Raw genomic sequence first — 22,592 nt, 5'->3', positions numbered from 1 at the left:
GACTACAGGGTAGGCGCTGCCTCCGCAGAACCGAGCGCAACTGCGGCCACGTCGGAGGCGGAGCCGAAGCGCCGGCTGGCGATCCGCACCGATTGCTCGCGGACGAAGCTCAGCAGTTCAATGCGCCCGGATGGGGTGACCGGCTGAGCATGCACACTCACCTCGATGGCGCCGTCGAGCACGCGCTGCAGCACCTGGCCGTCGCCGCCGACGAGTCGGATGCGGCCGGTCGCGATGCCGCCGGACTGCACGCGAGCATGCCAGCGGGCATCCGATTCGACCACCGCCTCGACGACCATGGAGGCGGCCGTCCCGAAGTGCGCGATGAGTGTGTTCGGCAGCGGCACGGGCGAACTGACGATGACCGGGGCGTGCGCGCGGGTGGCGGCGGCGAGCGCCCGCACCAGCAGCGCGATGGGCGCGCCCTCGGCCAGGCGGACGGTCACCGGGACCGGTCGATAACGGAACGCGAACCGGTCCACCGCATCCGAGTACTCGCGGACCGGCGCGAACTCCTCCGCCCACGCCGTCTCGTCACTGCGGGCGGCCGCGCGCACCCAGTCGAACTCGTCGAAGGTCATCGCCGGCTGGCTCGCCGTGATGAGTGCCTGCACGTCGTCGCTGATGCCGGACAGGATGACGCTGCTGCCCGGCTCCTGCGGTACCGCCTGCCATCCGCTGAGCGGAATCAGGTGGTTGGGTCCGCCTTCGGCGCACACCGGGCCGATCGCCGACCGGTTCCATCCGGCCGCCGGCTGCTTCGATGGCACGGTGCGCACCGTCGGCCGGTTCACGGCGAGGACCCCGGCTTCCGCCCGGTCCAGCCACTCGGCCACCTCGACCGGGTCGCCGGACTGAAGGCCGAAGACCAGACCGAAGCCGGGCAGGTTCTGCGCCGTGATGGCGTCATCGAGATTGTCGACGGACACGATCCCGAGTACCGGCGCGCGATGCTCGTGCGTGTGGAACTCCGTGCCGGGCTGCACGCCGTCGCGCAGGCCGGGCGACCAGCGGAGCCCGTCGGCATCGAGTTGCCGGGGGCGCACCAGCCAGTTTTCCCCGTCGGCGAGCGCCGTGAGTTGGTCGTAGACGGATGCGCGTGCCGGCCGCGACAGCGGACCGACCTCGGTGGCGAGTTCATTCGGCGCGCCGACGCTCAGTGACGCGACGGCATCCGTCAGCGCGTCACGGAACCGGTCCAGCCCGTCACCGGCGAGGATGACGGTTCCCACCGCCTCCTGCGACTGTCCGGCGTGATGGAATGCGCTCGCGACGACATCCGCGACCGCCGCCTCGATGTCGGCGCTGCCGGTGACGATGATCGAATTGCGCCCGCCGGTGACGGCGACCAGCGGGAGCTCCGGCCGCCAGGACCGGAACAGCTTGGCGATGTGCCTGCTGCCGTGGTGCAGCACGCGGTCGACCGCGTGGTGGGTGACCAGTCGACGGGTGTCGTCGTCCTCCCCCGGCGGGGTGAGCGTGATGAGCGCTGCCGGGACGCCGCCGTCGAGGATGATCCGGGTCAGCGCCGCGACGCTCGCGCTCGTCTCCGGTGCGGGTTTCACAATGACGGCCGCGCCGGCGGCGAGAGCGGAGAGCAGCTGGCTCGCCGGTTCGCTGATCGGCGAGTGTCGTGGCGTCACCGCGACGATGACCTTGGACGGCACGAGCGTCGCATTGTCGAAGTCGGTGAGAGCGCCGGCGAGCGTCGCGAGCCTGTTCGCGAGGTCGACGGCCTGGGAGACCTCGTGGTCGGCATCCGCGAAGGTCAGGCCGCTGTGCCTGACGGCCACCGCGATGAGCTCGCCGCGCGCCTCCGAGATGACTTCGGCGACGCTCGCGAGCACCGCGGCCCGGGTGGAGCCGCGGCGTTCCGCCCACTCGCCCGCGGCGCGCAGCGCGGCCTCGATCGCGGCATCCGGATCGTTGACGACCGTAACCGGCGGGGCAGGGACGGGCTCCTCGAGTACCGCACGTGCCCAGTCCCGGGATTCCGGAATGGTCGGGTCGGTGTCGGTCGTCCACGGCCGGGACTGAGTGCGGTAGGTCTCGGCGACTGGATCGCCGATCGAGGCGCACGCCGCGGTGAAGCGGTCCACTTCGCGGTCGAACAGCCGCTCCCGGCGCGCCGCATCACGCGAGGCGGACAGGAATGCGTCGGGGTCGGTGAAGTCCCGGATGCGCCGCAGCAGGTAGCCTGCCGCAACACCCGGGTTCTCCTCTGGGACGGTGGGCGTGTACAGCCGGATGCCTCCGACGTCCCGCTTCACCGCGTCCGCCAGTTCGGGCATCACACCGAGCCGGAATTCGTGCTCGACCCGGCGCAGCACGCCTCGCGTCCTGGCCAGGCGCCAGGCGAACGCGTGCCCGAACAGGTTGTCGCTGGCGACGACCAGCCGGACCGCGTCGGTGCGCTCCGGGGTGCACGACCAGTCGAGCATGCGCAGCAGGTGCGCCTCGGCGTCCGCCCGGCTGGCGAACGTCGCAACGGGCCAGCCGTGCACGATTGCTTCGTCCAGTTCGTCCTCGACACGGTCTCCGATGCTCAGCCGCACCGTGATCGTGGAGCCGCCGCGCGCCCGCCGGGCCGCCGCCCACTGGGTGAGCCGCTGCAGCGCGGGAGAGGAGTCGGGCAGCGACGTCGGCAGGGTGATTCCCGCGTCCAGGCTCTGCAGCGCGGGGCGGTCCAGCAGGGTGCGGAACAGCGTGAGCGTTGGCTCGAGCTCGCGGAACCGGTCCACCTCGAGGATCAGCCGGGTGCCGCGCCCGGCCGCTCGTTCGAACAGCGGCGCCAGGCGGTCGACCGCGCGGTCGAGGTCGAAGTCCCAGTCGGACCAGCGCAGCACCGCCGCGAGGCGGAAGGAGACGGTCCCGCCCTCGTCGACGAACGACCCCACTTCGGCCAGCTGCCGATCGGCGTGCCGAGCGCCGAGCGCGTCGCTGTGGATTGGCGCGATGACCGGCCGGATGCCGCCGGTGCCGCGAACCGCGTCCAGCCAGTCCGGCTTGCGTTCGGCCTCGACGGGCAGCACGAGGTGGCCCACGACGCGCATGACCAGAGACTTGGCGAGCGGGACGAACGCGCGCGGGCTTAACGGGGCGAACCCGCAGACCTCAACGAAACCGAGGCGCAGCGCCATCGGAAGCCGCGAAGGGATGCGGTGTGACAAGTGGCCGAGCGTGTGCGCGGCAACGCGCTGGGAATCCGGCCTCAGGACGCCATCAATGAGGGCGGCGACGAAGGGCGAGCCCGCATTGTCGGCCAGCAGTGCGGAGAGTCGCGCCGCGGCATCCGGTGCCTCTGCTGCCGTGGTGAGCCAACGGCGCGCTGTCGCGATGGCTTCACCGGCCAGCGAGTCGTCGTGGTCGCTCGAAAGCATGAGAATGAGACTACTTCCGAGAAGCTGAGAGGCTCCGGGTCGTGGGGCTAGAAGAGCGTCGGCGCCGGTTCCGAGTCGGTCTCCCGTTCCAGCAGGCGTTGCTTGACGGCCAGCCCGTAACGAAAGCCGCCGAGCCCGCCATCGGAGCGCAGGATCCGGTGGCAGGGGACGAACAGGGCGGCGGCGTTCATGGCGCATGCCGCCGCGGCCGCACGCACCGCCGCCGGCTGACCGGCTCGCTGGGCGTACTCGGTGTAGGTGATGCGCTCACCAGGGGCGACCTGCCGCAGTGCGTCCCAGGCGCGCATCCGGAAACCGCCGGAGTGTTGGCGAACCGGGACGGTGCCGGGCGCAGCGAGGTCGCCGTCGTAGTAGCCGGTGAGCGCTTCGACCGCGCGAGTGACGTGCGGCTCGCGTGCGGCCGGACCCACCTCCACGATCTCATCCGGTCGGAGGGTGGGGTGCACAAGTGCGGCGAGAGCGGCGACATCGTCGGTCCAGCCGGATGCGAGGATGCTCCCGTCGGCCAGCAGCAGGCTGAAGCTGCCATCTGGCGTCCTCACGGTGGTGGTCAGTGCCCTCATCGCCCGCTCCTTCTCGCCGCGGCTGCGTCGGTTGCGGCACGCCACAAGTGCATCGCAGCGTACGAGCGCCACGGCGCCCAGGCCTCGGCGCGGTGGGCCAGTGCCCGGTGGCTGGCGGCCGTCGGAGCGGTTCCGTCGAGCAGGCCGATCGCTTTCGCCCCTGCCACCAGCGCGACATCGCCGATGAGCCAGGCGTCGGGGTCGCCGAGCACGCGCATCGCGATGTAGGCCGCGGTCCACGCTCCGATCCGCGGCCGGGCGACAAGCTGGCTGCGGAGGGTGTCTGCGTCTGCGGCGACGTGGACGTCCAGCTCGCCACTGGCCAGCGCCTGAGCCGTGGCGACGACCGCGCGGATGGCCTGGCCGGGCAGGCGCAGAGGCCGATCAGGGTCGAGCCTCTCGCCCGCAACCGGGAGCGGCACGGCCGCAGCGATCTGCGACGGGGTGGGGAACAGCCGGCTCAGGCCGGCGATGGCTGACTCGTACGGCGAGCCGGCGTGCGCCGCGAGACGGCCCAGGTGGGTGCGTGCCGCGCCCACGGAGATCTGCTGTCCGATGAGCGCCCGCACGACAAGCTCGTGCGGGTCAACAGCACCCGGCACGCGGATCCCCGGTGTACGGGCGACAAGCGAAGCGAGCGCAGGGTCGGCACCCAGGGAGGCGTCGATGGCGACCGGGTCGGCGTCGAGGTCCAGCAAGCGGCGGACTCGAGCCACGGCGGGGGCGACGTCAGCGAGGGATGCAAGCTCGAGACCGACCCGAACCCGCCATCCGGTGTGACCGATGCGGGTCGCGACGATGTCGACGGCGGCCGGGCCTTGGGGAAGCGTGAGCGTCCGGGCGTAGCGCACGCGCTCGCCTGCCTTGGAGAGGTCGGCCACCTCCACCTGATCCACTGCGCGCTCGGCGAGGAACCGGAATACCCCCGCGGCGTCGAACGGCTGACGGACGGGGAGGTCGACATCAAGTCGCACCGGCGCGACGGTCCCGTCCGCATCGACGGGCTGGTCGGCATCCGGAGTGCTCGCGTGGTGCGCTCGAGCCTTGAGCCGCAGCTCGCCGGGCCGGAAGGCAAAGACCACCTGGATGGTGTCGTTGAACTGCCGAACGGAGCCGAAGCCGGCAGCGAATGCGACCTGCGCGACCGGCAGGTCTGTGCCGACGAGCAGTGTTCGGGCCGACTGCGCCCGCCGCGCTCGTGCGAGCGCGAGGGGACCGGCACCAAGCTCAGCCACAAGCAGTCGATGGAGGTGGCGACTGGTGTAGCCCAACCGTGCGGCCAAGCCGTCGACGCCTTCTCTGTCGACGACACCGTCCGCGATCAGGCGCATGGCCCTGCCGGCCAGGTCGCGGCGGATGTCCCACTCCGGCGTGCCGGGGGTGGCTTCCGGCAGGCAGCGCTTGCAGGCGCGGAACCCGGCCTCGTGCGCCGCCGCGGACGTCAGGTAGAAGGTGACGTTGTGCGGCTTCGGCGTGCGCGCAGGGCACGACGGCCGGCAGTAGATGCCCGTCGAAGACACAGCGGTGAAGAACTGTCCGTCGAACCGGATGTCGCGGGCATCGATCGCCCGGTAGCGTTCCGCGAACAGCGGGTCGTCCGTCGCGCCGATTGGGTTCATGAGACTCAGTACAGCGGCTCGCGGCCAGTGTGTCTAGCGGTTTTCGGACATCACCCTTGCCTCTGCCGATCGAGCCCAATTACCCTGCGCGGGTCAAACTTCCAACCGCGGGTCGAATTTGACCAGCGCGTGGAAGTTCGACCCGCGCGCGACGCTTGCCGACTGTCTAGGGGCGGCCGTATCCACCGGAGCGGTCTCGTCTAGGCTCGTGAGCCATGCAGCGCATCATCATCGTCGGCGGCGGCCACAACGGCCTCACCGCGGCGGCATACCTCGCCCAGGCCGGACTCGACGTCACGGTGCTCGAACGACTCAGCCAGCCTGGTGGTGCCGCCGTGTCGGCGCTCGCGTTCGAGGGCGTAGACGCGCGACTGTCCCGCTACTCGTACCTCGTCAGCCTGCTGCCGCAGCGGATCATCCGTGAACTCGGGCTCGACATCCGGCTCGCGCGGCGACGCTACTCCTCGTACACTCCCGTGCCCGGCGAGAACATCGGGCTGCTCGTCGACAACGAAGACAGAACGGCGACCGCCGACTCATTCGCAGCGATCGGGGCGGCATCCGACATCGAACGCTGGCACGACTTCTACGGCGGCACCGGACGCCTGGCCCGTGCGCTCTTCCCGACGGTGTGCGACCCGTTGTTGACCCGCTCGGAAGCGCGAGCCGCGGTCGGAGACGACGGCATCTGGTCATCGTTCATCGAGCGTCCGATCGGTGAGGTCGTCGAGCAGTCGTTCGACAGCGACCTGGTGCGCGGCGTCGCCCTCACCGACGCGCTCATCGGCACGTTCGCGCCGGCGCATGACGACACGCTCGCCGCCAACCGTTGCTTCCTGTACCACGTGATCGGCAACGAGACCGGCGACTGGGATGTGCCGGTCGGCGGCATGGGCTCGGTCACCGGCGAACTCGCGCGCGCCGCGCGGCTTGCCGGCGCCACGATCATCACCGGCGCCGAGGTCATCTCCATCACGCCGGATGGCGAGGTGCGCTACCGGTCCGACGACGACGAGCACGTGCTGCACGGCGACCGCGTGCTCGCAAACGTCGCACCGTACGTGCTGTCCCGGATGCTTGGCGAGAACAGCGTTGATCGCCCCGAGGGCGCGCAGGTCAAGGTCAACCTCATGCTGTCGCGCCTCCCGCGGCTGCGAGACGAGAGCATCGACCCGCGCGCGGCGTTCGGCGGCACCTTCCACATCAATGAGCTGTACAGCCAGCTGCAGACCGCCTTCGACACCGCCAACACGGGCAGCGTCCCTGATCCGATGCCCGCCGAGATCTACTGCCACTCGCTCACCGACCCCAGCATCCTCTCGCCGGAACTGCAGGCCAGCGGGGCGCAGACGCTCACGGTGTTCGCGCTCCACACGCCGGATCGACTGTTGACCCCTGAGAACAACGACGAGTTGCGGGTGAAGCTGCAGGACGCGGTGCTGAAGTCCCTGGACTCTGTCCTCGCCGAGCCGATCGAGTCGGTGCTCCTCACCAACTCCGACGGCTGGCCGTGCGTGGAGACCAAGACCACTCTCGACCTGGAGGCGGCCCTCGGGATGCCCGGCGGCAACATCTTCCACGGCCCGCTCGCCTGGCCGTTCGCGGAAGACGACGCCGAACTGGGCAGCCCCGGCCAGCGGTGGGGCGTGGCGACGGACCACGAACGCATCCTGCTGTGCGGCTCGGGCGCTCAACGCGGCGGGGCCGTCAGCGGCATCGGCGGGCACAACGCCGCGATGGCGGTGCTCGAGACGCTCGGCTGATCCCGCGCTTTACACCCTCAGGCGAGGTGGTTAACATGGCCTGATCGCGAACGGAAGGAGCAAGGCCATGGCTGGTTTTGATCCGTTCGCAAATCAGGGTGGTCCGGCGGCGTGGGACCCCGAGCATCCTGATCACTCCAAGGAAGTCGCCGACGAGCTCCTCGCCCAGGTGGAAGACACCGAAGGGCTCCCGCCGGATAGCGGCGAGATCGAGATCGACACCGCCGGGTCCGATGAGGGCCTGTTCGAGACCGGTGTCACCGAGACTCACGAAAAACCGTAGACCACAATGGTTCTATGGCAATCGGCATCCTGACCAGCGGCGGCGACGCGCCCGGACTGAACGCGGTCATCCGCGGAATCGTGTTCAAGGGCATCCAACTCCACGGCCTCGACTTCGTGGGCTTCCGGGATGGCTGGAAGGGCGTCGTCGAGGAGAACTATGACCCGCTGACCCGCCACCAGATCATGGGCATCAGCAAAATGGGCGGTACCATCATCGGCACGTCGCGCACCAACCCGTTCGAGTACGGCGGCGGCGACCGTGTCCGCGAGGTCATGGCCGAGGCCGGCGTCGACGCGCTCATCGTCATCGGCGGAGAAGGCACCCTGGCGGCCGCCAAGCGGCTGTCGGATGAAGGTCTGCCGATCGTGGGTGTGCCCAAGACGGTGGACAACGACCTTGGTGGCACCGACTACACATTCGGCTTCGACACCGCCGTGCAGATCGCAACCGACTCGATGGATCGCCTGCGCACGACAGGGGAAGCGCACGGCCGCTGCATGGTGGCCGAGGTGATGGGACGGCACGTCGGCTGGATCGCGCTGCACTCCGGCATCGCGGCCGGCGCGCACGTCATCCTGATCCCCGAGCAGGCGACCTCGATCGAGCAGATCTGCGAGTGGGTCACCAAGGCCCACGACCGCGGCAGGGCACCCTTGGTCGCCGTCGCCGAGGGTTTCGCGCTCGACACCATGACGGACGTGCACTCGGAACGCGGACTTGACGCGTTCGGACGGCCCCGCCTGGGCGGAATCGGCGAAATGCTTGCGCCGATGATCGAAGAGCGCACCGGAATCGAGACGCGCGCGACGACGCTCGGCCACATCCAGCGTGGCGGAACGCCCAGCGCTTACGATCGCGTGCTCGCGACGAGGTTCGGTCAGGCTGCCCTCGACGCGGTGCTGGCCAAGAAGTGGGGGCGGATGGTCGCCCTCCGCGGCATCGACATCGTCGACGTGCCGTTCGAGGAGGCTCTTGGCGAGTTGAAGACCGTGCCGCAGGACCGTTTCGAGAAGGTCATGGCGCTCTTCGGCTGAGTTGGCTTAGGCGAGGCCGCGAGCGCGCTCGATCAGCGCCTCGATGAGTCCCTCCGGCGTGCGGGTCTCTGCGATGAGGTCCACCTCGATGCCGAGCGTGCGGGAGTCCCACGCCGTGCGCGGGCCGATCGCGGCAACGATCGTGCCCTCCGGGAGTGGCGCAAGCTGCGCCTTCACCTGCCGCGCAACGCTGCCAGAGGTGATCAGGATGGCGCTGACTCCCCCGTTCGCGACCTCCGCCGCGACATCCGGTTCGACCTGCACACCGATGGTGCGGTAGGCGATCACCAGCTCGGAGCGCAGCCCCAACTGGCCGACCGCCTTCTCGAGCGACGGCTCCTCGATGTCCGATCGGAAGACGAGCGCCGTCGCATCCGACCCCATCTCGGGCCATTCCTTCACGAAGCCGCGCGGTGAGCGGTCATACTCCGGCACGAAATCGACCCGGAACGCCGCCTGGCGCAACGCGAATGCGGTGGTCTCGCCCATCGCGGCCACCCGGGTGTTCGCGGGAATGCTGACGCCCTGACTGTGCAGCACGTCGACGGTCGTCGGGCTGGAGACGATCAGCCAATCGAAGGCTCCCGCCTGCAGGCGTGCGATCGCGTCATTCAGCGCGTCGGTGTCTTCCGCGCTGGCGAAGTTGACCATCGGCGCGATCAGTGGGCTGGCCCCGTGCGATCGCAGATTCGCCGCGAGGGTGTTGCCCCACTCGCCGCCGCGCGGCACGAGAACGCGCCACGAATTCAGCGGCTTCTTACTGCGATGGGGGCTCATTCAGCTCTCGGGTCTTGGGGCGGTCGTACACTCCCATATTGCCCCGGTCCGCCCCTAGAGCAAATTCGGCCGTGTCAGTCGTCGCTGAAGATCGCCCACGCGACGAGACCGGCGACCACCATGAGTGCTGCCGACGCGCCGATGATCCACGGCACCGGGTTGCGCTCGTAGGACGCCCTCGCCCGCTCCGTCGCCATTCGCGCCTGCTTCGGGATGTTCAGCTTGTCCTCGATCGCGTCGAGCGTCTCGGTCAGCTCAGCTCGGGTTGTGGTCACTCGATTGTGCGCCGGTGTCATGCTCATGTGTGCGTGCTCCTACTCTCCCTTGATGGCGTCGACGTCTCGTCGCACGCTTTGCATCGTCTCTGTCGGTGTCGGCGGGCTGCCCTGTTGCAGCTTCCGCACGCCCACCAGCCCGAGGATCGCCATGATGATCAGCAGCACCCCGGCGACGATGAGGGCGGCGGCCCACCCTGGCAGCACTACAGCGAGGCCCAGGATGGCGGCGGCAACAAGCACGCCGAGGGCGAAGAACCCGAAGGCGGCGGCGACCGCGAGGAAGCCCGCGCCGACGCCGAGCTGCTTCAGCTTGATCGAGAGTTCGGCCTTAGCCTGTTCGATCTCTGCCTTGATGAGTTCGCTGACAAGCCCCGGGAGGCTCCCGATCAGCGAGAACAGGGAGCGGCGCGGCGGCTCGGGGAGCGTGTGCGACATGCGCTACTTGCTCTTCGAAGTGCCAGGCGTACTGGGCGCGCCGGTGCCCGTTCCCATCGTTCCGGTCGTACCCGTCGTGCCGGTCGTACCCGTCGTGCTCGTCGTGCCCGTCGTGCCCGTCGTTCCGGTGCCCGACTTGCTCTCTGAGCCCTTGCGGTGTGCAACCTTCTTCACGTTGTCGCTCACGAAGTCGACGACCGCTGGCGCCTTCTCCTTGGCGAAATCGCTGACATTGCTGACCTGCTTCTGGACTCGGGGATCATTCCAGAGAGACTCGGCCTTGTCCTTGATCTGCTCGTAGCGTTCGCGTCCGGCCTTGGCGCCGAGCACGTAGCCAACGCCGAGTCCGACAAGCAGTGCGATCTTGCTGCGCATGTTTAGCTCCATTCAGGTTGGCGTGCAGGTTCCAGCGTACTGGCGGCCGTACAACTCGCTACCAGCAGACGTTCAGACATGGCGAGTTCTCAGAATCACTTCAGACGATCCGGCGATCCGATCGTCACCTCAGCTGGAGAGGCTGCGTGTGACGTTGGCCGACGCGTACTCGAGCAGGTCGGTCCCCACAGCGCGCATGGCCTCGATGGTGCGCAGGCGCGCCTCGAGCGACGTGTCCTTGAACTGCACCGTCACCGCGTAGGAGACGGCCGTCCTGGGTCCGTACAGCACGCCGACGTCGCTGCGCACGCCGACATCCGTGCCGGTCTTGTTGACGAGCTGGATGCCGTGGGTGCCGCCCCGATGCGCCAGCGGGTCGAGGCCGAAGGCGCTGGCGACGAGGGACAGGTCGGTGTTGAGCGACAGCCAGCCCATCACCCGCTGACTGGTCTGCTGGTCGACGATCTGGCCCCGCGCGAGCGCGGCGAAGAGCCAGGCGAGCTCGGCGGTCGACCCCACGGAGAGCTGCGGCGCGTCATCCGGACCCCGGGTGTCGCGCACGATGTCCAGCAGCGCCGTGCGGGCGAGGCCCAGCGACTCGGCGCGGGCGCGCACGGCGTCAAGGCCCACCTGACGCAGCAGCACATTGGTGGCCAGGTTGTCGCTTGTCGCCCCGATGAGCGTTCCGAGGTCGGCGACCGGCAGCGACGGCGCCTGCAGGTGCTGCCACACCCCCGAGTCGCCGATGGAGTCGAGCGGGGTCTTGTCGAGGATGCCGTAGCCGGAGAAATCGCGCGCGGTCAGCCGGGCCGACACCTCGATGAGCAGGAGCACCTTGCCGATGCTGGCTGTCGGCAGGACGATCCGGTCGTCGACGGAGAACAGTTTCGTGCCCGAGCGGAGGTCGATGACGCACGCCGAGGTCTTGGCGCCGTCGTAGGCCAGATTTCCGAGCGCCGTGAAGCTGCTGGAGAAGTTTTCCGTTCCTCCAGCCCCGCGATGGCGAGGCGTCCGCGGCGTGCGGATCCTGTCGCGGCGCAACTGATCTCGGGTGGCTACCAAATACTCACGCGTTCGCTCGGGTCGAGCCACAGCCTATCGCTCTCGGTGACAGAGAATGTCTCATAGAAGGCGTCGACGTTGCGGATGATCTGGTTGCAGCGGAACTCGTTGGGCGAGTGCGGGTCGATGGCCAGCAGCCGGATGACCTCCTCGTCCCGGGCCTTGAGCTGCCAGATCTGCGCCCAGGACAGAAAGAAGCGCTCGGCGCCGGTGAGCCCGTCGATCACCGGCGGCTCCCCACCGCCGAGCGATAGGAGGTAGGCCTTCCAGGCGATGCCGAGGCCGCCGAGGTCACCGATGTTCTCGCCGATGGTGAGCGCGCCGTTGACCTTGTGCTCCGGCACCTGCGCCGGGGCGAGGTCGTTGTACTGCTCGATGAGCGCGCTGGCAAGCTTCTCGAACGCGGCGCGGTCCTCCTCGGTCCACCAGTCGGTGAGGCGTCCGTCGCCGTCGTACTTGGAGCCCTGGTCGTCGAAGCCGTGCCCGATCTCGTGCCCGATCACCGCGCCGATGCCGCCGTAATTCGCCGCCGCATCCCGGGTTTCGTCGAAGAACGGGAACTGCAGGATGGATGCGGGGAACACGATCTCGTTGAAGCCCGGGTTGTAGTAGGCGTTGACCGTCTGCGGGGTCATGAACCACTCGTCACGGTCGAGCGGCTTGCCGATCTTGCCGAGCTCGCGCTGGAACTCGAACTCGCTGCCCGCGCGGACGTTCCCGATGAGGTCGTTGGCATCGATGGGCAGGCTCGAGTAGTCGCGCCACTTCACCGGGTAGCCGATCTTCGGCGTGAACTTCTCCAGCTTTTCCAGCGCCCGGATGCGCGTTGCCTCGGTCATCCAGGACAGGCCGCGGATCGACTGGCGGTACGCCTCGATGAGGTTCGCGACAAGTTCATCCATGGCGTGCTTGGCCGACGGCGGGAAGTGCCGCTCGACGTAGATCCTGCCGACCGCTTCGCCCATGATGCCTTCGACGAGCGAGACGCCGCGCTTCCAGCGGTCCCGCAGTTCCGGCGTTCCGGTAAGGGTCTTGCCGTAGAAATCGAAGTTGGCCTGCACGAAGTCGCTGGACAGGTACGGGGCGTTCGAGCGGATGACCTGCCAGCGCAACCAGTCGGACCACGCCTGCAAGCGGTCATCGGTGAGGAGCCGGCCGAATCCGGTCAGGAAGCTCGGCTGGCGCACGACGACCTCGTCGAAGGAACCCTCCGGGGCGTCGAGCGCGGTGAGCCAGCCGTCCAGGTTCGGACCCTCGAGGTCTTGCCAGCTGCGCAGGTTGTAGGTCCGCTCGCTGTCCCGCGATGTCACGTTGTCCCAGTGGTGCACCGCGAGGTCGGTTTCCAGGGCGAAGACGCGCTTCGCCGCCGAAGCCGCATCCTGCACCCCCGCCAAGCGCAGCATGGTCTCGACGAACTCGAGGTACTTGTGGCGAACATCCGCGAACTTCTCTTCGCGGTAGTAGGACTCGTCGGGCAGCCCGAGCCCCGACTGTTCCACGAACACCAGGTAGCGCTCCGGGTTGCCGGGGTCGTTGTCGACGAAGAGCTGCACGAAGCCGCTCATGCCCTGACGCTCCAGCACGCCGAGTGTCGCCAGCAGAGTCTCGAGCGAGTCGACCGCGTCCACCTGCTCGAGCAGCGAGCCAAGCGGGGCGGCGCCGAGCTCCTCGATGCGACCCTCGTTCATGAAGCTCGCGAACAGGTCGCCGAATTTGCGCTCCTCAGTGCCGGGCTCGGCACTCTGCGCTTCCAGGATGATCTCGCGCACCGCCTGCTCCGCGCCCTCGGCGAGCAGGTAGAAGGAGCCGTAGCGCGCCTTGTCAGACGGGATCTCGGTGCGCTCGATCCACTTGCCGTTCACGTGGCGGTACAGGTCGTCTTGCGGCCGCACCTGGGGGTCGAGTTCGTCGTGTGCGATTCCGGAGGTGAGGGCTGCGTCGGTCATCCTCACAGCCTATTGGCGAGCGGACGCTGCCGGAATGGTCAGCCGGCGTGCGACGGTGGCGGCCTCGGCGAGCGCCGCGACGTAGTCGTCGAGGCCCCAGGTGAGGCTCCGGATGCTCGGCCTGACTTCGTGGAGGGTCGGCGGAGTCCATAGACTCGACCCATCAGCACCACAAACCGCCTCCTCGATCGCGAGATCATGCGGTTGGCTGTACCCGCCCTCGGCGCGCTCGTGGCCGAACCGCTCTTCCTGCTCACCGACACCGCCCTGGTCGGCCACCTCGGCGAGGTTCCCCTCGCCGGGCTGTCGATCGGCAGCGCCGTGCTGCAGACCATGGTCGGCCTGCTGATCTTCCTCGCGTACGCGACGACGCCGGCGGTCGCCCGGCGGCTGGGCTCCGGCGACCGGGCCGGTGCGATCCGCGCCGGCATCGACGGCATGTGGCTCGCCCTCGGCATCGGCGTCGCCCTGGTCGTGGTGGGCCTGCCGACAGCCGGATGGCTGGTGCGGCTGTTCGGGGCGAGCGAAGAGGTGTCGGTGGCGGCCGAGACCTACTTCTCTGTCTCGTTGTGGGGCATCCCGGGCATGCTGCTCGTGATCGCCGCCAACGGACTGCTGCGCGGACTGCAGGACACCAAGACGCCGCTCATCGTCGCGACGGCCGGCTTCGCGGTCAATGCGGTGCTCAACGCGCTGTTCATCTACGGCTTCGGCTGGGGCGTCGCCGGCTCTGCCGCGGGCACGGTCGTCGCGCAGTGGGCGATGGCGCTGGTGTACATCGTGATGGCGGTCCGCGCGGCGCGCGCGTCGGGCGCGCTGCTCCGGCCTGGCCTCGACGGCATCGGCAGCGCTGCCGGTGCCGGGGTGTGGCTGTTCGTGCGCACCGCGGCGCTGCGCGCGGCGATGCTCGCCACCGTGTTCGTCGCAACCGGCCTCGGAGTGACCGAGCTCGCGACCATGCAGATCGCGATGACGATATTCGCGACGCTGGCGTTCATCCTCGACGCGCTTGCGATCGCCGGCCAGGCGCTCATCGGGCACGGCCTCGGCGCATCCGATGTGCCGCGTGTGAAGGCGATCACCAGGCGCCTGATCTGGCACGGCTTCGTCAACGGCGCCGCGCTCGGGCTGATCGTCGCGGCGCTCGCCCCGATCATCGGACCGGTGTTCACCAGCGACAGTGAGGTGCACCAGCTGCTGATGGTCACCATGTTCGTGATGGCCGCGGGCATCCCGCTCGCCGGCTACGTCTTCGTGCTCGACGGCGTGCTGATCGGCGCCGGCGACGCGCGCTACCTGGCCATCACCGGTCTGGTGAACGTCGCGATGTTCGCGCCGCTGCTGGTGTGGGTCGCGCTGGCGGATGCGACGCTGCCCTGGCTGTGGGCTGCGCTCGGCTTCGGGTACATGGGCGCTCGCGCGCTGACGCTCGGCCTGCGCTCCCGCGGCGAGCGCTGGATCGTCACCGGCGCCGGCCGCTGACGGGTTTCCTAGTCGTCGAGCACGAAGGTGACTTCGAGCACGACGCTCCAGGCGACGATCTGCCCGTCGTTGCACTCGACCTTCTGCTCCTTCACCCAGGCGCCCGAGACGTTGCGCAGGGTCTTGTGGGAGCGATCGACGCCAATGCGTACGGCGTCCTCGAAGCTGGAGTCGGAGCGTGCGGTGATGGTGGTGACGCGTGCGACGGATGACATGGTTCCTCCTCGTTGATGGTTTCGAGGGAAACTACGCCGCACACCTTGGAACGGGCAGGGTTTTCTTGTCGGCTACGCTCTAACGCGTGCGTCTCGTCGTTGCCCGTTGCTCAGTTGACTATGCCGGCCGTCTCAGCGCACACCTCCCGCTCGCGACCCGCCTGCTCATGCTGAAGAGCGACGGCAGCGTACTGGTTCACTCCGACTCGCTGTCGTACAAGCCGCTCAACTGGATGAGCCCGCCGTGCACCTTCTCGGTGCTCGACCCCGAGCCGGAGCATGAGGAGGCCGGCATCCGCGAGGTGTGGAAGGTCCGCAACGCGAAGACCTCCGACATGCTCGTGATCTCGATCCACGAGATACTGCACGACTCATCTCACGACCTGGGCATCGACCCCGGCCTGCAGAAGGACGGCGTCGAGGCCGACCTGCAGCGGCTGCTGGCCGAGCAGATCGACCTGCTCGGAGACGGCCACCGCCTGGTCCGTCGCGAGTACATGACCGCTATCGGCCCTGTCGACATCCTGGCGACGGATGCGACGGGCAAGTCGGTCGCGGTCGAGATCAAGCGTCGCGGGGACATCGACGGTGTCGAGCAGCTGACCCGCTACCTCGAGCTCATGAACCGCGACCCGCTGCTGTCGCCGGTCGCCGGCGTCTTCGCCGCCCAGGAGATCAAGCCGCAGGCGCGCACCCTGGCCGAGGACCGCGGCATCCGCTGCCTCGTGCTCGACTACGACGCGATGCGCGGCCTCGACACCTCCCATTCGCGACTGTTCTGAACCGCTCACTCCGGGCGGGAAGTAGGCTCGGATGGCTATGGACAATCACTGGAGTTGCGTGCTGTTCGACCTCGATGGGACGATCGCGGATTCCGCGCCGGGAATCACCGCCTCGCTCGGCTTCATGTTCGAGAAGCTCGGGCGCCCGGTGCCGTCGCAGCAGGAGCTGCTGGAGTGGGTCGGCCCGCCGATCCTCGACTCCTTCCGCGACCGCGCGGGCATGAGCGACGTCGAGTCGGCGCAGGCGCTCGCCATTTACCGCGACCATTACCTCGAGCGCGGCGCCCAGACGAGCCCGATCTTCACGGGGATGCCGGAGATCCTGCGCACACTGCACGAGCGTGGAGTCCCGATCGCACTCGCGACCTCAAAGCCGGAGTTCCCGGCATCCGTGATCCTCGACCACGCCAACCTCACCCAGTATTTTCGAGTGATCTCCGGCTCGTCGATCGACGAGATCCGCAGCGCGAAGAAGGACGTCATCGCCGAGGCGCTGACCAGGTTCCGGATGATCGAGGCCGACCTGAGCAACCCGGTCATGGTCGGAGACCGTGATTACGACGTCGAGGGTGCCGCCGCGCACGGCCTGCCAACGATCTTCGTGCGCTGGGGTTACGGCAACTCGCACGAGGAAGAGGGTGCGCTGACAGCGGTCGACACGCCTGCGGAGCTGCTGCCGCTCCTGATGGGGTAGCTTCTGGTTCATGCGCGCGCTGTCCATTGTCGTGACCTCGATGGCGTTGCTCGCTGTGACCGGATGCGCGACGGCTGGGCCGGTGGACGTGCTGAGCGCCGGCGGTTGGCACGTGGCGGCCTACGAGAAGGCAGAGCAAAGCGGCCACGACATCCTCGGGCTCGGTCGCGTGGTCGACGTGGGGGAAGGATGCGTCGGTGTCGACCTCGACCTTGAGGATCGAGTGACGATTCTCGCCGTTCCGAGCGGCAGTTCCATCGACGCAGACGGAAAGATCACCGTGCCGGAAGGCGAAACGGGTGGGCCACTCACCTTCTCGGTCGGCGACCACATTGAGTTCGCCAATGGCGGGTTTGTTCGCCCCTCCCGCGAGCTCTGGGAAGGACTGACAGTCAGCTACCCCGAGGGGTGCCCAGCCTCCCTGGAAACCTGGCTGCTGCTGCCGTAGGAATTCGCTCGCGCGGGTCGACCTTCCTTGCGCTGGTCGAATTCGACCCGCGCGTGGCAAATGCACCCGCGCAAGCCGCGGCTAGCTAGGGCAGTGCAGCTTCGTCGACCGGTAGACGTCGCCGGGCTCGATCACGTGCGCGGACATGACATGGCCGCACATCGGACAGTTGCGGTCCGCGACCGGCACCTTGTCGGGCTCGCCATACGGGCTGAGCTGGGCGGGCCCGAATACCGGAAAAAAGGTCCTGTTGAGGCGCTTAGCCCACCGGAACGACCTGCGCTCTTCCATCACCTGATCCTTAGCGTACGATTCATTAGTGTACTAGCCATTTAGGAGTTTCCGTGACAGAGGCGACAACGCTCGACTCCAACCCGCTCTCGCTCGAGCGGCAGGTGTGCTTCGCGCTCGCGGTGGCGTCGCGCAGCGTAATCGGTCTCTACCGCCCGGTGCTCGAACCGCTCGGCCTCACGCATCCGCAGTACCTCGTCATGCTCGCCCTGTGGGAGAAGAGCCCGCGCTCGGTCAGCGAACTCGCCGACGCGCTGTCGCTCGAATCGGCAACCCTCTCGCCGCTGCTCAAACGCCTCGAGCAGGCCGGGCTCGTGCACCGCCAGCGCAGCGCCCACGACGAGCGGGCACTCGAGGTCACGCTGACCCCGGATGGCCTTGCGCTGCGCGACAGAGCGCTCGAAGTGCCGGGCAGGATCGTGGAACGGCTCGGCCTGCCCGTCGAGCAGCTGGAGCAGGCCAAGATCGTCCTCGATCGCCTCATCGCCGCCGCGAACGACTGACTCTCGCCTTTCGCGCATGCCGCCCAATAGGGTGTGCCCATGGGATCAACGTTGACCACCATAGGACTGCCCGTTGCGCTCGGCATCATCATGTTCGGGCTCGGCCTCACCCTCACCCTCGGTGACTTCGCCAGGGTCGGCAAGCATCCGAAAGCCGTCATCATCGCGCTGGTCTGCCAGCTCCTGCTGCTGCCAGCCATCTGCTTCGGCCTTGTGCTCGCACTCCAGCTGCCACCGGTCCTCGCTGTCGGCATGCTGCTGCTCGCGGCAAGCCCTGGCGGCACCACCGCGAACCTGTACAGCCACCTGTTCGGCGGCGACGTCGCGCTGAACATCAGCTTGACCGCGGTCAACTCGGTCATCGCTGTCGTGACGCTGCCCATCATCACCAATCTCGCGATCGCATTCTTCATGCCCGGCGGCGACCAGCTCGGCCTGCAGTTCTCGAAAGCGCTCGAGGTGTTCGCGATCGTGCTGCTTCCGGTCGCGCTCGGCATGCTCGTGCGCTGGTGGCGACCGAAGTTCGCGGATGCGATGAACAAGCCGGTGCGCATCGCATCCGTGGTCATCCTGGTCGTCGTCATCGCGGGCGCGGTGTACTCGAACCTCGAATTGCTCGCCACGCACATCGGCTCGCTCGCACTGATCACGGTGCTGTTCTGCGTCATCAGCCTCACGGTCGGCTACTTCGTGCCGCGATGGCTGGGCGTGCGGCGCTCTGAGGCCATCGCGAGCGGCTTCGAGATCGGCATCCACAATGCGACGTTGTCGATTGTGATCGCCCAGACGGTCCTCGGCAGCGAAGAGCTGTCGCTGCCGGCGGCCGTCTATGGCGTGCTGATGTTCTTCGTCGCGGCGGGCTTCGGGTTCATCATCCGAGCGCGCTCGAGCGAGCGGGAGTCGGTCGCGGCCTAGCGGTAGGCCAGCCTCAGCGGTAAGCCAGCGCGCGGCGGCGCAGCTTCACGCCGACCCGGTCGCCTGGCGCCGGCAGGTCGGGCGCGGCGATGCGGGAGCGCATGCGGTCTCCGGATGCCAGTTCGAGGGTGACAAGCGCATCGTGCCCCGCGTAGGACACGGCGACCACGTGCGCGTCCGCGCCATCCGGGGCCAGCGTCACCCACTCCGGGCGCAGCACGACACGGATGCTCTCGCCCGCGGCGAGGCCGTCCATCGCGAGTGCCTCGATCGTGCCGAGCGCGCATTCGGCGAACCCGTCGCGCCAGACCCCGGCGAATTCGACGGTGTCTCCGACGAACCTAGCGACCCACGGCGTGGTCGGCTGCTCGTACACGTCGACCGGGCTGCCCCACTGCAGGATGCGGCCGCCCATCATGACCGCGACCTTGTCGGCGAGCGACAGCGCTTCCTCCTGATCGTGGGTGACGAGCACGGCTGTGGAGCCCTGCCCGCGCAGCAGTTCGGCGACCTCGGCACGCAGCGCGGTGCGCAGCATCGGGTCGAGCGCGGCGAACGGCTCGTCGAGCAGCACGACGTCAGGGCGCGGCGCGAGGGCCCTGGCAAGCGACACGCGCTGCGCCTGACCGCCGGAGAGCTGGGCGGGCGACCGGTCGATGTAGTCGCCGAGCCCGACCAGGGTCGCCAGTTCGGCGATGCGCGCTGCTCGCTGCTTGCCGCGCGGGATGCCGAAGCCGATGTTCTCGCCAACGCTCAAGTGCGGGAACAGCGATGCATCCTGGGGGACCCAGCCGATGCCGCGCTTCTCCGGGGGCACACGCACGCTGGCAGAGGAGAGTTCGCGGTCCCCGACCCGGATGCTGCCGCTTGTCACGGGAAGCAGGCCGGCGATTGAGCGCAGCAGTGTTGTCTTGCCGCATCCGCTTGGGCCGAGCACCGCGACGACGCTTCCCTTCTCGACGGTCAGGTCGACACCATCGAGCACCACTTGCGAGCCGTAGCCGACGCGAAGAGCGTCGACCGAGACCCAGCTCACAGCTCCTCCTCCTTAGCGACACCGCGCACACCGGACAGCACGAACGCGGGAACCGCCGCGAGCAGCACGAGCGCGGCAGCGTACGGTGCAGCTGCCCCGAACTCGAAGATCTCAGTGCGGTTCCAGAGCTCCACCGAGAGTGTCGAGATTCCGGTCGGCCGCAACAAGAGCGTCGCGGGCAATTCTTTCATGACCGCGATCGCCACGAGCAGCGCGCCGACCCCGATGGAGGGCGCGGCCATGCGCGCGGTCACCCGCCACCAGGTCTGCGACGCGGTCAGGCCAAGCGAGCGGGACACCGCGATGAGGCCGTTCGGCACCGCCTCGATCCCGCTCCGCGCCGAGCCGATCGCCTTCTGCATGAACAGCACCGCGTAGGCGAAGACCAGCACGACGACCGTCTGGTAGAGCGCTGGCACCACCGCGAGCGAGAAGAAGACGAGCGAGAGGCCGACGACGATCCCAGGCAGGGCATGGCCGAGGTAGCCGACCGACTCGATCGCGTTGACCAGCCGGCCGCGGAAGCGGGCGGCGAGCGCTGCGATCGGCAGCGCCAGCGCGACCGCGACAACAGCACCGGCCAGGGCCAGCAGCAGGGTCGTGCCGATCGCCTCGGCCAGTCTGCCGACATCGATCGTGCGGATGGTCTCGGCCTCGAGCAGCCGACTCAGCAAACCGGCGACGGGCACCACCACTCCGACGACCGGTGCCGCGAGGACGATTGCTGCGAACACCGGCAGCAACCCTCGACGCGGTGCGATCAACGGCACCGGGCGCGCTGCGGGCGCGACGACGTGACCGCGTGTGCGCCGCTCGCCCGCGACGACGATGAGCGCGAGCACGACCAGCAACAGCGCGAGGATGGCGGCCTGGTTGCGGTCGAAGCTGGCGCCATACGCGGAGTTGATACCCCAAGTCAACGTCTGGAACCGCAGCATGGATACGGCGCCGAAGTCGGACAGCGTGTACAGGCACACCAGCAGCGCCCCGGCGGTGGCGGCCGGCCGCACCCTAGGCAGTGTGGCCGCAACGAAACCCTGGAACGGGTTCCGGCCGAGGGTTCGCGCGACCGCCTCCAGGTCGCCGGATGCGCCACGCAGTGCGGCCGCGACGGGCAATGCGACATACGGCGTGCAGACGGCGGTCATCACGAACCAACTCGGGAAGAACCCGTTCAGGGTCGGGAACACGACCAGCCAGCCGTAGGCGGCAAGGTAGGAGGGAACCGCGAGCGGCAGCGCGGTCAGCAGCAGGCCGAGCCTGCCCGCCGGCATCCGGACACGGCTGAGCACCCAGGCTACGGCGATGCCCAGCACCAGGCAGCTGGCGGTTACCGCGATGGCGAGCAGCACGGAGTTGGCGGCCAGGCGCAGCACGCGCTCCCGGAGCAGGGTGTCGACGAGCACGGCCAGGCCGGCGTCGGCGGTGCGCACCACCAGGTAGACCAGCGGGATGGCCGCGGCAAGCGCGCACACCGCCGCGAGCAGCACGAGAGCGAGCGGTGCCGAAGCCAGCCGCGATCCGCTCCGGCGGGCGCGCCTGACTCCGATGACGCTCATTGGCGTCAGATCAGGCCGTACTTGGCGAGGAGGTCTTGCGTGACCTCGAGGCTCTCCAGGTCGGCGAGGTCGAGCTCGGGGTTGAGTAGACTGTCGAGCGCTGGCAGTCCCTCGGGCGCCTCGACGCCCTCGATCAGCGGGTACTCGTACGTCTCGTCGACGAAGTGCTGCTGCGCCTCCGATGAGACCAGGAAGTCGATGAACTCGAGCGCGTCCGCGTCGTCAGCACCGGAGGCGAGCAGCCCGGCGCCGGTCACGTTCACGATCGAGCCCGGGTCGCCGGCCTCCGGGTAGGACAGCTGGGCGCGCATGTTGTCCGCCCCTGCCTCTGCCGCCTGCTGGAACCAGTAGTAGTGGTTGATCAGACCGGCCTCGATCACGCCGTCGTCGACGGCAGCGAGCACCGCGCGGTTGTTCTCGAAGATCTGCGGCTGGTTCTCGGCGATGGCGGCTACCCACTTGTCGGCGGCCTCCTCGCCCTTCAGCACGCGGTAGGCAGTCACGAACGCCTGGAAGCTCGCGTTCGTCGGGGCGATACCGAAGCGACCCTTCCACTCCGGCTCGGCGAACGCGTCCACGCTCGACGGCACCTCGTCCTCGGTGAGCTTCTCGCTGTCGTACACGATGACCCGCGCGCGGCCGGTGACGCCGACCCAGCTGCCGTCGGTCGAGGTGAAGCCCTGCGGCACGCGCTCGGTGATGTCCGCGGGCAGCTCGGCGAAGAGGTCGGCGTTCGCGAGGGCACCGAGGGCGCCGGCATCCTGCGACAGGAAGACCTGGGCAGGGGTGCGGTCGCCCTCCTCGAGCAGCAACGCGCCCAGCTCGGCGGTGTTGCCGTAGCGCACGTCCACGCTGATGCCGCTCTGCTCCTCGAACAGGTCGATGAGCGGCTGGATGAGTGCCTCGTCACGACCGGAGTAAAGCGTGAACTCTCCGTCGCTCACCGGCTCGGTGGAGGCATCCGGTGCCTCTGGGGCGGTAGCGGTGCATCCGGCGAGGACGACAGCAGCGGATGCGGCAAGGGCGACCAGGGACGTGGTGCGGGCACGATTCAAGAAGGACTCCGACGGTTGGGGAAAAGGGACCGTAGTTAGGTTAGGCTAACTTACCCTCGAGCGCCAACCTCCG

24 protein-coding genes are annotated in these 22,592 nt (G+C 68.6%); 9 read left to right on the top strand and 15 right to left on the bottom strand.

What is annotated here, in order from left to right; translation table 11 throughout:
• Positions 1 to 2 precede the first annotated feature (2 nt).
• Genes HGK58_RS02990 through HGK58_RS02980 form a run of 3 tightly spaced genes read right to left on the bottom strand, consistent with a single transcriptional unit; the run spans position 3 to position 5,583 of the window.
• Positions 3 to 3,380, bottom strand: a complete 3,378-nt coding sequence (locus HGK58_RS02990) for a proline dehydrogenase family protein (protein WP_168626043.1) — start codon at positions 3,378 to 3,380, stop codon at positions 3 to 5.
• Positions 3,381 to 3,427: 47 nt separating this feature from the next.
• Positions 3,428 to 3,964, bottom strand: a complete 537-nt coding sequence (locus HGK58_RS02985) for a methylated-DNA--[protein]-cysteine S-methyltransferase (RefSeq protein ID WP_168626042.1) — start codon at positions 3,962 to 3,964, stop codon at positions 3,428 to 3,430.
• Positions 3,961 to 5,583 carry an Ada metal-binding domain-containing protein gene (locus tag HGK58_RS02980; RefSeq protein WP_168626041.1) on the bottom strand — a complete coding sequence of 541 codons (1,623 nt, stop codon included), beginning with the start codon at positions 5,581 to 5,583 and terminating at the stop codon, positions 3,961 to 3,963. Before HGK58_RS02980 ends, HGK58_RS02985 begins: the two co-directional genes overlap by 4 nt.
• 215 nt (positions 5,584 to 5,798) lie before the next feature.
• Between HGK58_RS02980 and HGK58_RS02975 the strand changes: the two genes are divergently transcribed.
• The 3 genes from HGK58_RS02975 to HGK58_RS02965 all read left to right on the top strand — a co-directional run bounded on the left by HGK58_RS02975 (position 5,799) and on the right by HGK58_RS02965 (position 8,666).
• A complete protein-coding gene (locus HGK58_RS02975; RefSeq protein WP_168626040.1) occupies positions 5,799 to 7,346 on the top strand; it encodes an NAD(P)/FAD-dependent oxidoreductase in 1,548 nt (515 codons plus the stop codon).
• Between the two features lie 67 nt (positions 7,347 to 7,413).
• Positions 7,414 to 7,629, top strand: coding sequence for a hypothetical protein (locus tag HGK58_RS02970; RefSeq protein ID WP_168626039.1), 216 nt, complete (start codon positions 7,414 to 7,416; stop codon positions 7,627 to 7,629).
• 14 nt (positions 7,630 to 7,643) lie between these two features.
• Positions 7,644 to 8,666, top strand: coding sequence for a 6-phosphofructokinase (locus HGK58_RS02965; RefSeq protein ID WP_168626038.1), 1,023 nt, complete (start codon positions 7,644 to 7,646; stop codon positions 8,664 to 8,666).
• 6 nt (positions 8,667 to 8,672) lie between these two features.
• Here the strand turns inward: HGK58_RS02965 and HGK58_RS02960 are convergent, their stop codons facing one another.
• The 7 genes from HGK58_RS02960 to HGK58_RS02930 all read right to left on the bottom strand — a co-directional run bounded on the left by HGK58_RS02960 (position 8,673) and on the right by HGK58_RS02930 (position 13,818).
• Positions 8,673 to 9,443 (bottom strand): uroporphyrinogen-III synthase, encoded by a 771-nt coding sequence (locus tag HGK58_RS02960; protein ID WP_168626037.1) that lies wholly within the window; start codon positions 9,441 to 9,443, stop codon positions 8,673 to 8,675.
• Between the two features lie 74 nt (positions 9,444 to 9,517).
• On the bottom strand, positions 9,518 to 9,745 hold the full coding sequence (locus tag HGK58_RS02955) for a DUF3618 domain-containing protein (protein WP_227411721.1): 228 nt from the start codon (positions 9,743 to 9,745) through the stop codon (positions 9,518 to 9,520).
• Between the two features lie 12 nt (positions 9,746 to 9,757).
• On the bottom strand, positions 9,758 to 10,156 hold the full coding sequence (locus HGK58_RS02950) for a phage holin family protein (RefSeq protein ID WP_168626036.1): 399 nt from the start codon (positions 10,154 to 10,156) through the stop codon (positions 9,758 to 9,760).
• A gap of 3 nt (positions 10,157 to 10,159) precedes the next feature.
• The gene (locus HGK58_RS02945) at positions 10,160 to 10,531 is read right to left on the bottom strand and encodes a YtxH domain-containing protein (RefSeq protein ID WP_168626035.1); all 372 of its coding nucleotides are present in this window, start codon (positions 10,529 to 10,531) and stop codon (positions 10,160 to 10,162) included.
• 129 nt (positions 10,532 to 10,660) lie between these two features.
• Positions 10,661 to 11,572 (bottom strand): serine hydrolase, encoded by a 912-nt coding sequence (locus HGK58_RS02940; RefSeq protein ID WP_227411720.1) that lies wholly within the window; start codon positions 11,570 to 11,572, stop codon positions 10,661 to 10,663.
• Between the two features lie 14 nt (positions 11,573 to 11,586).
• A complete protein-coding gene (locus HGK58_RS02935; protein ID WP_168626033.1) occupies positions 11,587 to 13,539 on the bottom strand; it encodes a M13-type metalloendopeptidase in 1,953 nt (650 codons plus the stop codon).
• A 9-nt stretch (positions 13,540 to 13,548) separates the two neighbouring features.
• Positions 13,549 to 13,818: a hypothetical protein gene (locus tag HGK58_RS02930; RefSeq protein ID WP_168625521.1), complete on the bottom strand. Its 270-nt coding sequence runs from the start codon at positions 13,816 to 13,818 to the stop codon at positions 13,549 to 13,551.
• Here HGK58_RS02930 and HGK58_RS02925 point away from each other — a divergent pair.
• Positions 13,738 to 15,021, top strand: a complete 1,284-nt coding sequence (locus HGK58_RS02925; RefSeq protein ID WP_168626032.1) for an MATE family efflux transporter — start codon at positions 13,738 to 13,740, stop codon at positions 15,019 to 15,021. The genes HGK58_RS02930 and HGK58_RS02925 overlap by 81 nt on opposite strands.
• Before the next feature lie 8 nt (positions 15,022 to 15,029).
• Here the strand turns inward: HGK58_RS02925 and HGK58_RS02920 are convergent, their stop codons facing one another.
• Positions 15,030 to 15,236 (bottom strand): dodecin family protein, encoded by a 207-nt coding sequence (locus HGK58_RS02920; RefSeq protein WP_168626031.1) that lies wholly within the window; start codon positions 15,234 to 15,236, stop codon positions 15,030 to 15,032.
• Between the two features lie 86 nt (positions 15,237 to 15,322).
• Between HGK58_RS02920 and nucS the strand changes: the two genes are divergently transcribed.
• From nucS to HGK58_RS02905, 3 genes are read left to right on the top strand one after another with little or no spacing between them, the layout of a single operon-like run.
• On the top strand, positions 15,323 to 16,018 hold the full coding sequence (nucS, locus tag HGK58_RS02915) for an endonuclease NucS (protein WP_168626030.1): 696 nt from the start codon (positions 15,323 to 15,325) through the stop codon (positions 16,016 to 16,018).
• 31 nt (positions 16,019 to 16,049) lie between these two features.
• On the top strand, positions 16,050 to 16,712 hold the full coding sequence (locus HGK58_RS02910) for an HAD hydrolase-like protein (RefSeq protein ID WP_349236113.1): 663 nt from the start codon (positions 16,050 to 16,052) through the stop codon (positions 16,710 to 16,712).
• Positions 16,713 to 16,722: 10 nt separating this feature from the next.
• The gene (locus HGK58_RS02905; RefSeq protein ID WP_168626029.1) at positions 16,723 to 17,160 is read left to right on the top strand and encodes a hypothetical protein; all 438 of its coding nucleotides are present in this window, start codon (positions 16,723 to 16,725) and stop codon (positions 17,158 to 17,160) included.
• 81 nt (positions 17,161 to 17,241) lie between these two features.
• Here the strand turns inward: HGK58_RS02905 and HGK58_RS02900 are convergent, their stop codons facing one another.
• The gene (locus HGK58_RS02900; RefSeq protein WP_168626028.1) at positions 17,242 to 17,451 is read right to left on the bottom strand and encodes a hypothetical protein; all 210 of its coding nucleotides are present in this window, start codon (positions 17,449 to 17,451) and stop codon (positions 17,242 to 17,244) included.
• 53 nt (positions 17,452 to 17,504) lie between these two features.
• On the opposite strand from HGK58_RS02900, the gene HGK58_RS02895 reads away from it, so the two are divergent.
• Both HGK58_RS02895 and HGK58_RS02890 read left to right on the top strand, forming a co-directional pair.
• A complete protein-coding gene (locus tag HGK58_RS02895) occupies positions 17,505 to 17,954 on the top strand; it encodes a MarR family transcriptional regulator (RefSeq protein ID WP_168626027.1) in 450 nt (149 codons plus the stop codon).
• Between the two features lie 39 nt (positions 17,955 to 17,993).
• Complete coding sequence (locus HGK58_RS02890; RefSeq protein WP_168626026.1) at positions 17,994 to 18,869, top strand: bile acid:sodium symporter family protein; 876 nt, start codon at positions 17,994 to 17,996, stop codon at positions 18,867 to 18,869.
• 13 nt (positions 18,870 to 18,882) lie between these two features.
• Here the strand turns inward: HGK58_RS02890 and HGK58_RS14005 are convergent, their stop codons facing one another.
• From HGK58_RS14005 to HGK58_RS02875, 3 genes are read right to left on the bottom strand one after another with little or no spacing between them, the layout of a single operon-like run.
• Positions 18,883 to 19,905 carry an ABC transporter ATP-binding protein gene (locus HGK58_RS14005; protein WP_168626025.1) on the bottom strand — a complete coding sequence of 341 codons (1,023 nt, stop codon included), beginning with the start codon at positions 19,903 to 19,905 and terminating at the stop codon, positions 18,883 to 18,885.
• Complete coding sequence (locus HGK58_RS02880; RefSeq protein ID WP_168626024.1) at positions 19,902 to 21,464, bottom strand: ABC transporter permease subunit; 1,563 nt, start codon at positions 21,462 to 21,464, stop codon at positions 19,902 to 19,904. Before HGK58_RS02880 ends, HGK58_RS14005 begins: the two co-directional genes overlap by 4 nt.
• A gap of 5 nt (positions 21,465 to 21,469) precedes the next feature.
• On the bottom strand, positions 21,470 to 22,519 hold the full coding sequence (locus HGK58_RS02875) for an iron ABC transporter substrate-binding protein (protein WP_227411719.1): 1,050 nt from the start codon (positions 22,517 to 22,519) through the stop codon (positions 21,470 to 21,472).
• Positions 22,520 to 22,592: the final 73 nt, after the last annotated feature.

This window comes from Cryobacterium sp. BB307, assembly GCF_012274275.1.
In the GTDB taxonomy this organism is placed as follows: Bacteria; Actinomycetota; Actinomycetes; order Actinomycetales; family Microbacteriaceae; genus Terrimesophilobacter.
Note: the sequence above shows the minus strand (reverse complement) of the source record. Positions and strands in the feature narration are given on the sequence as shown.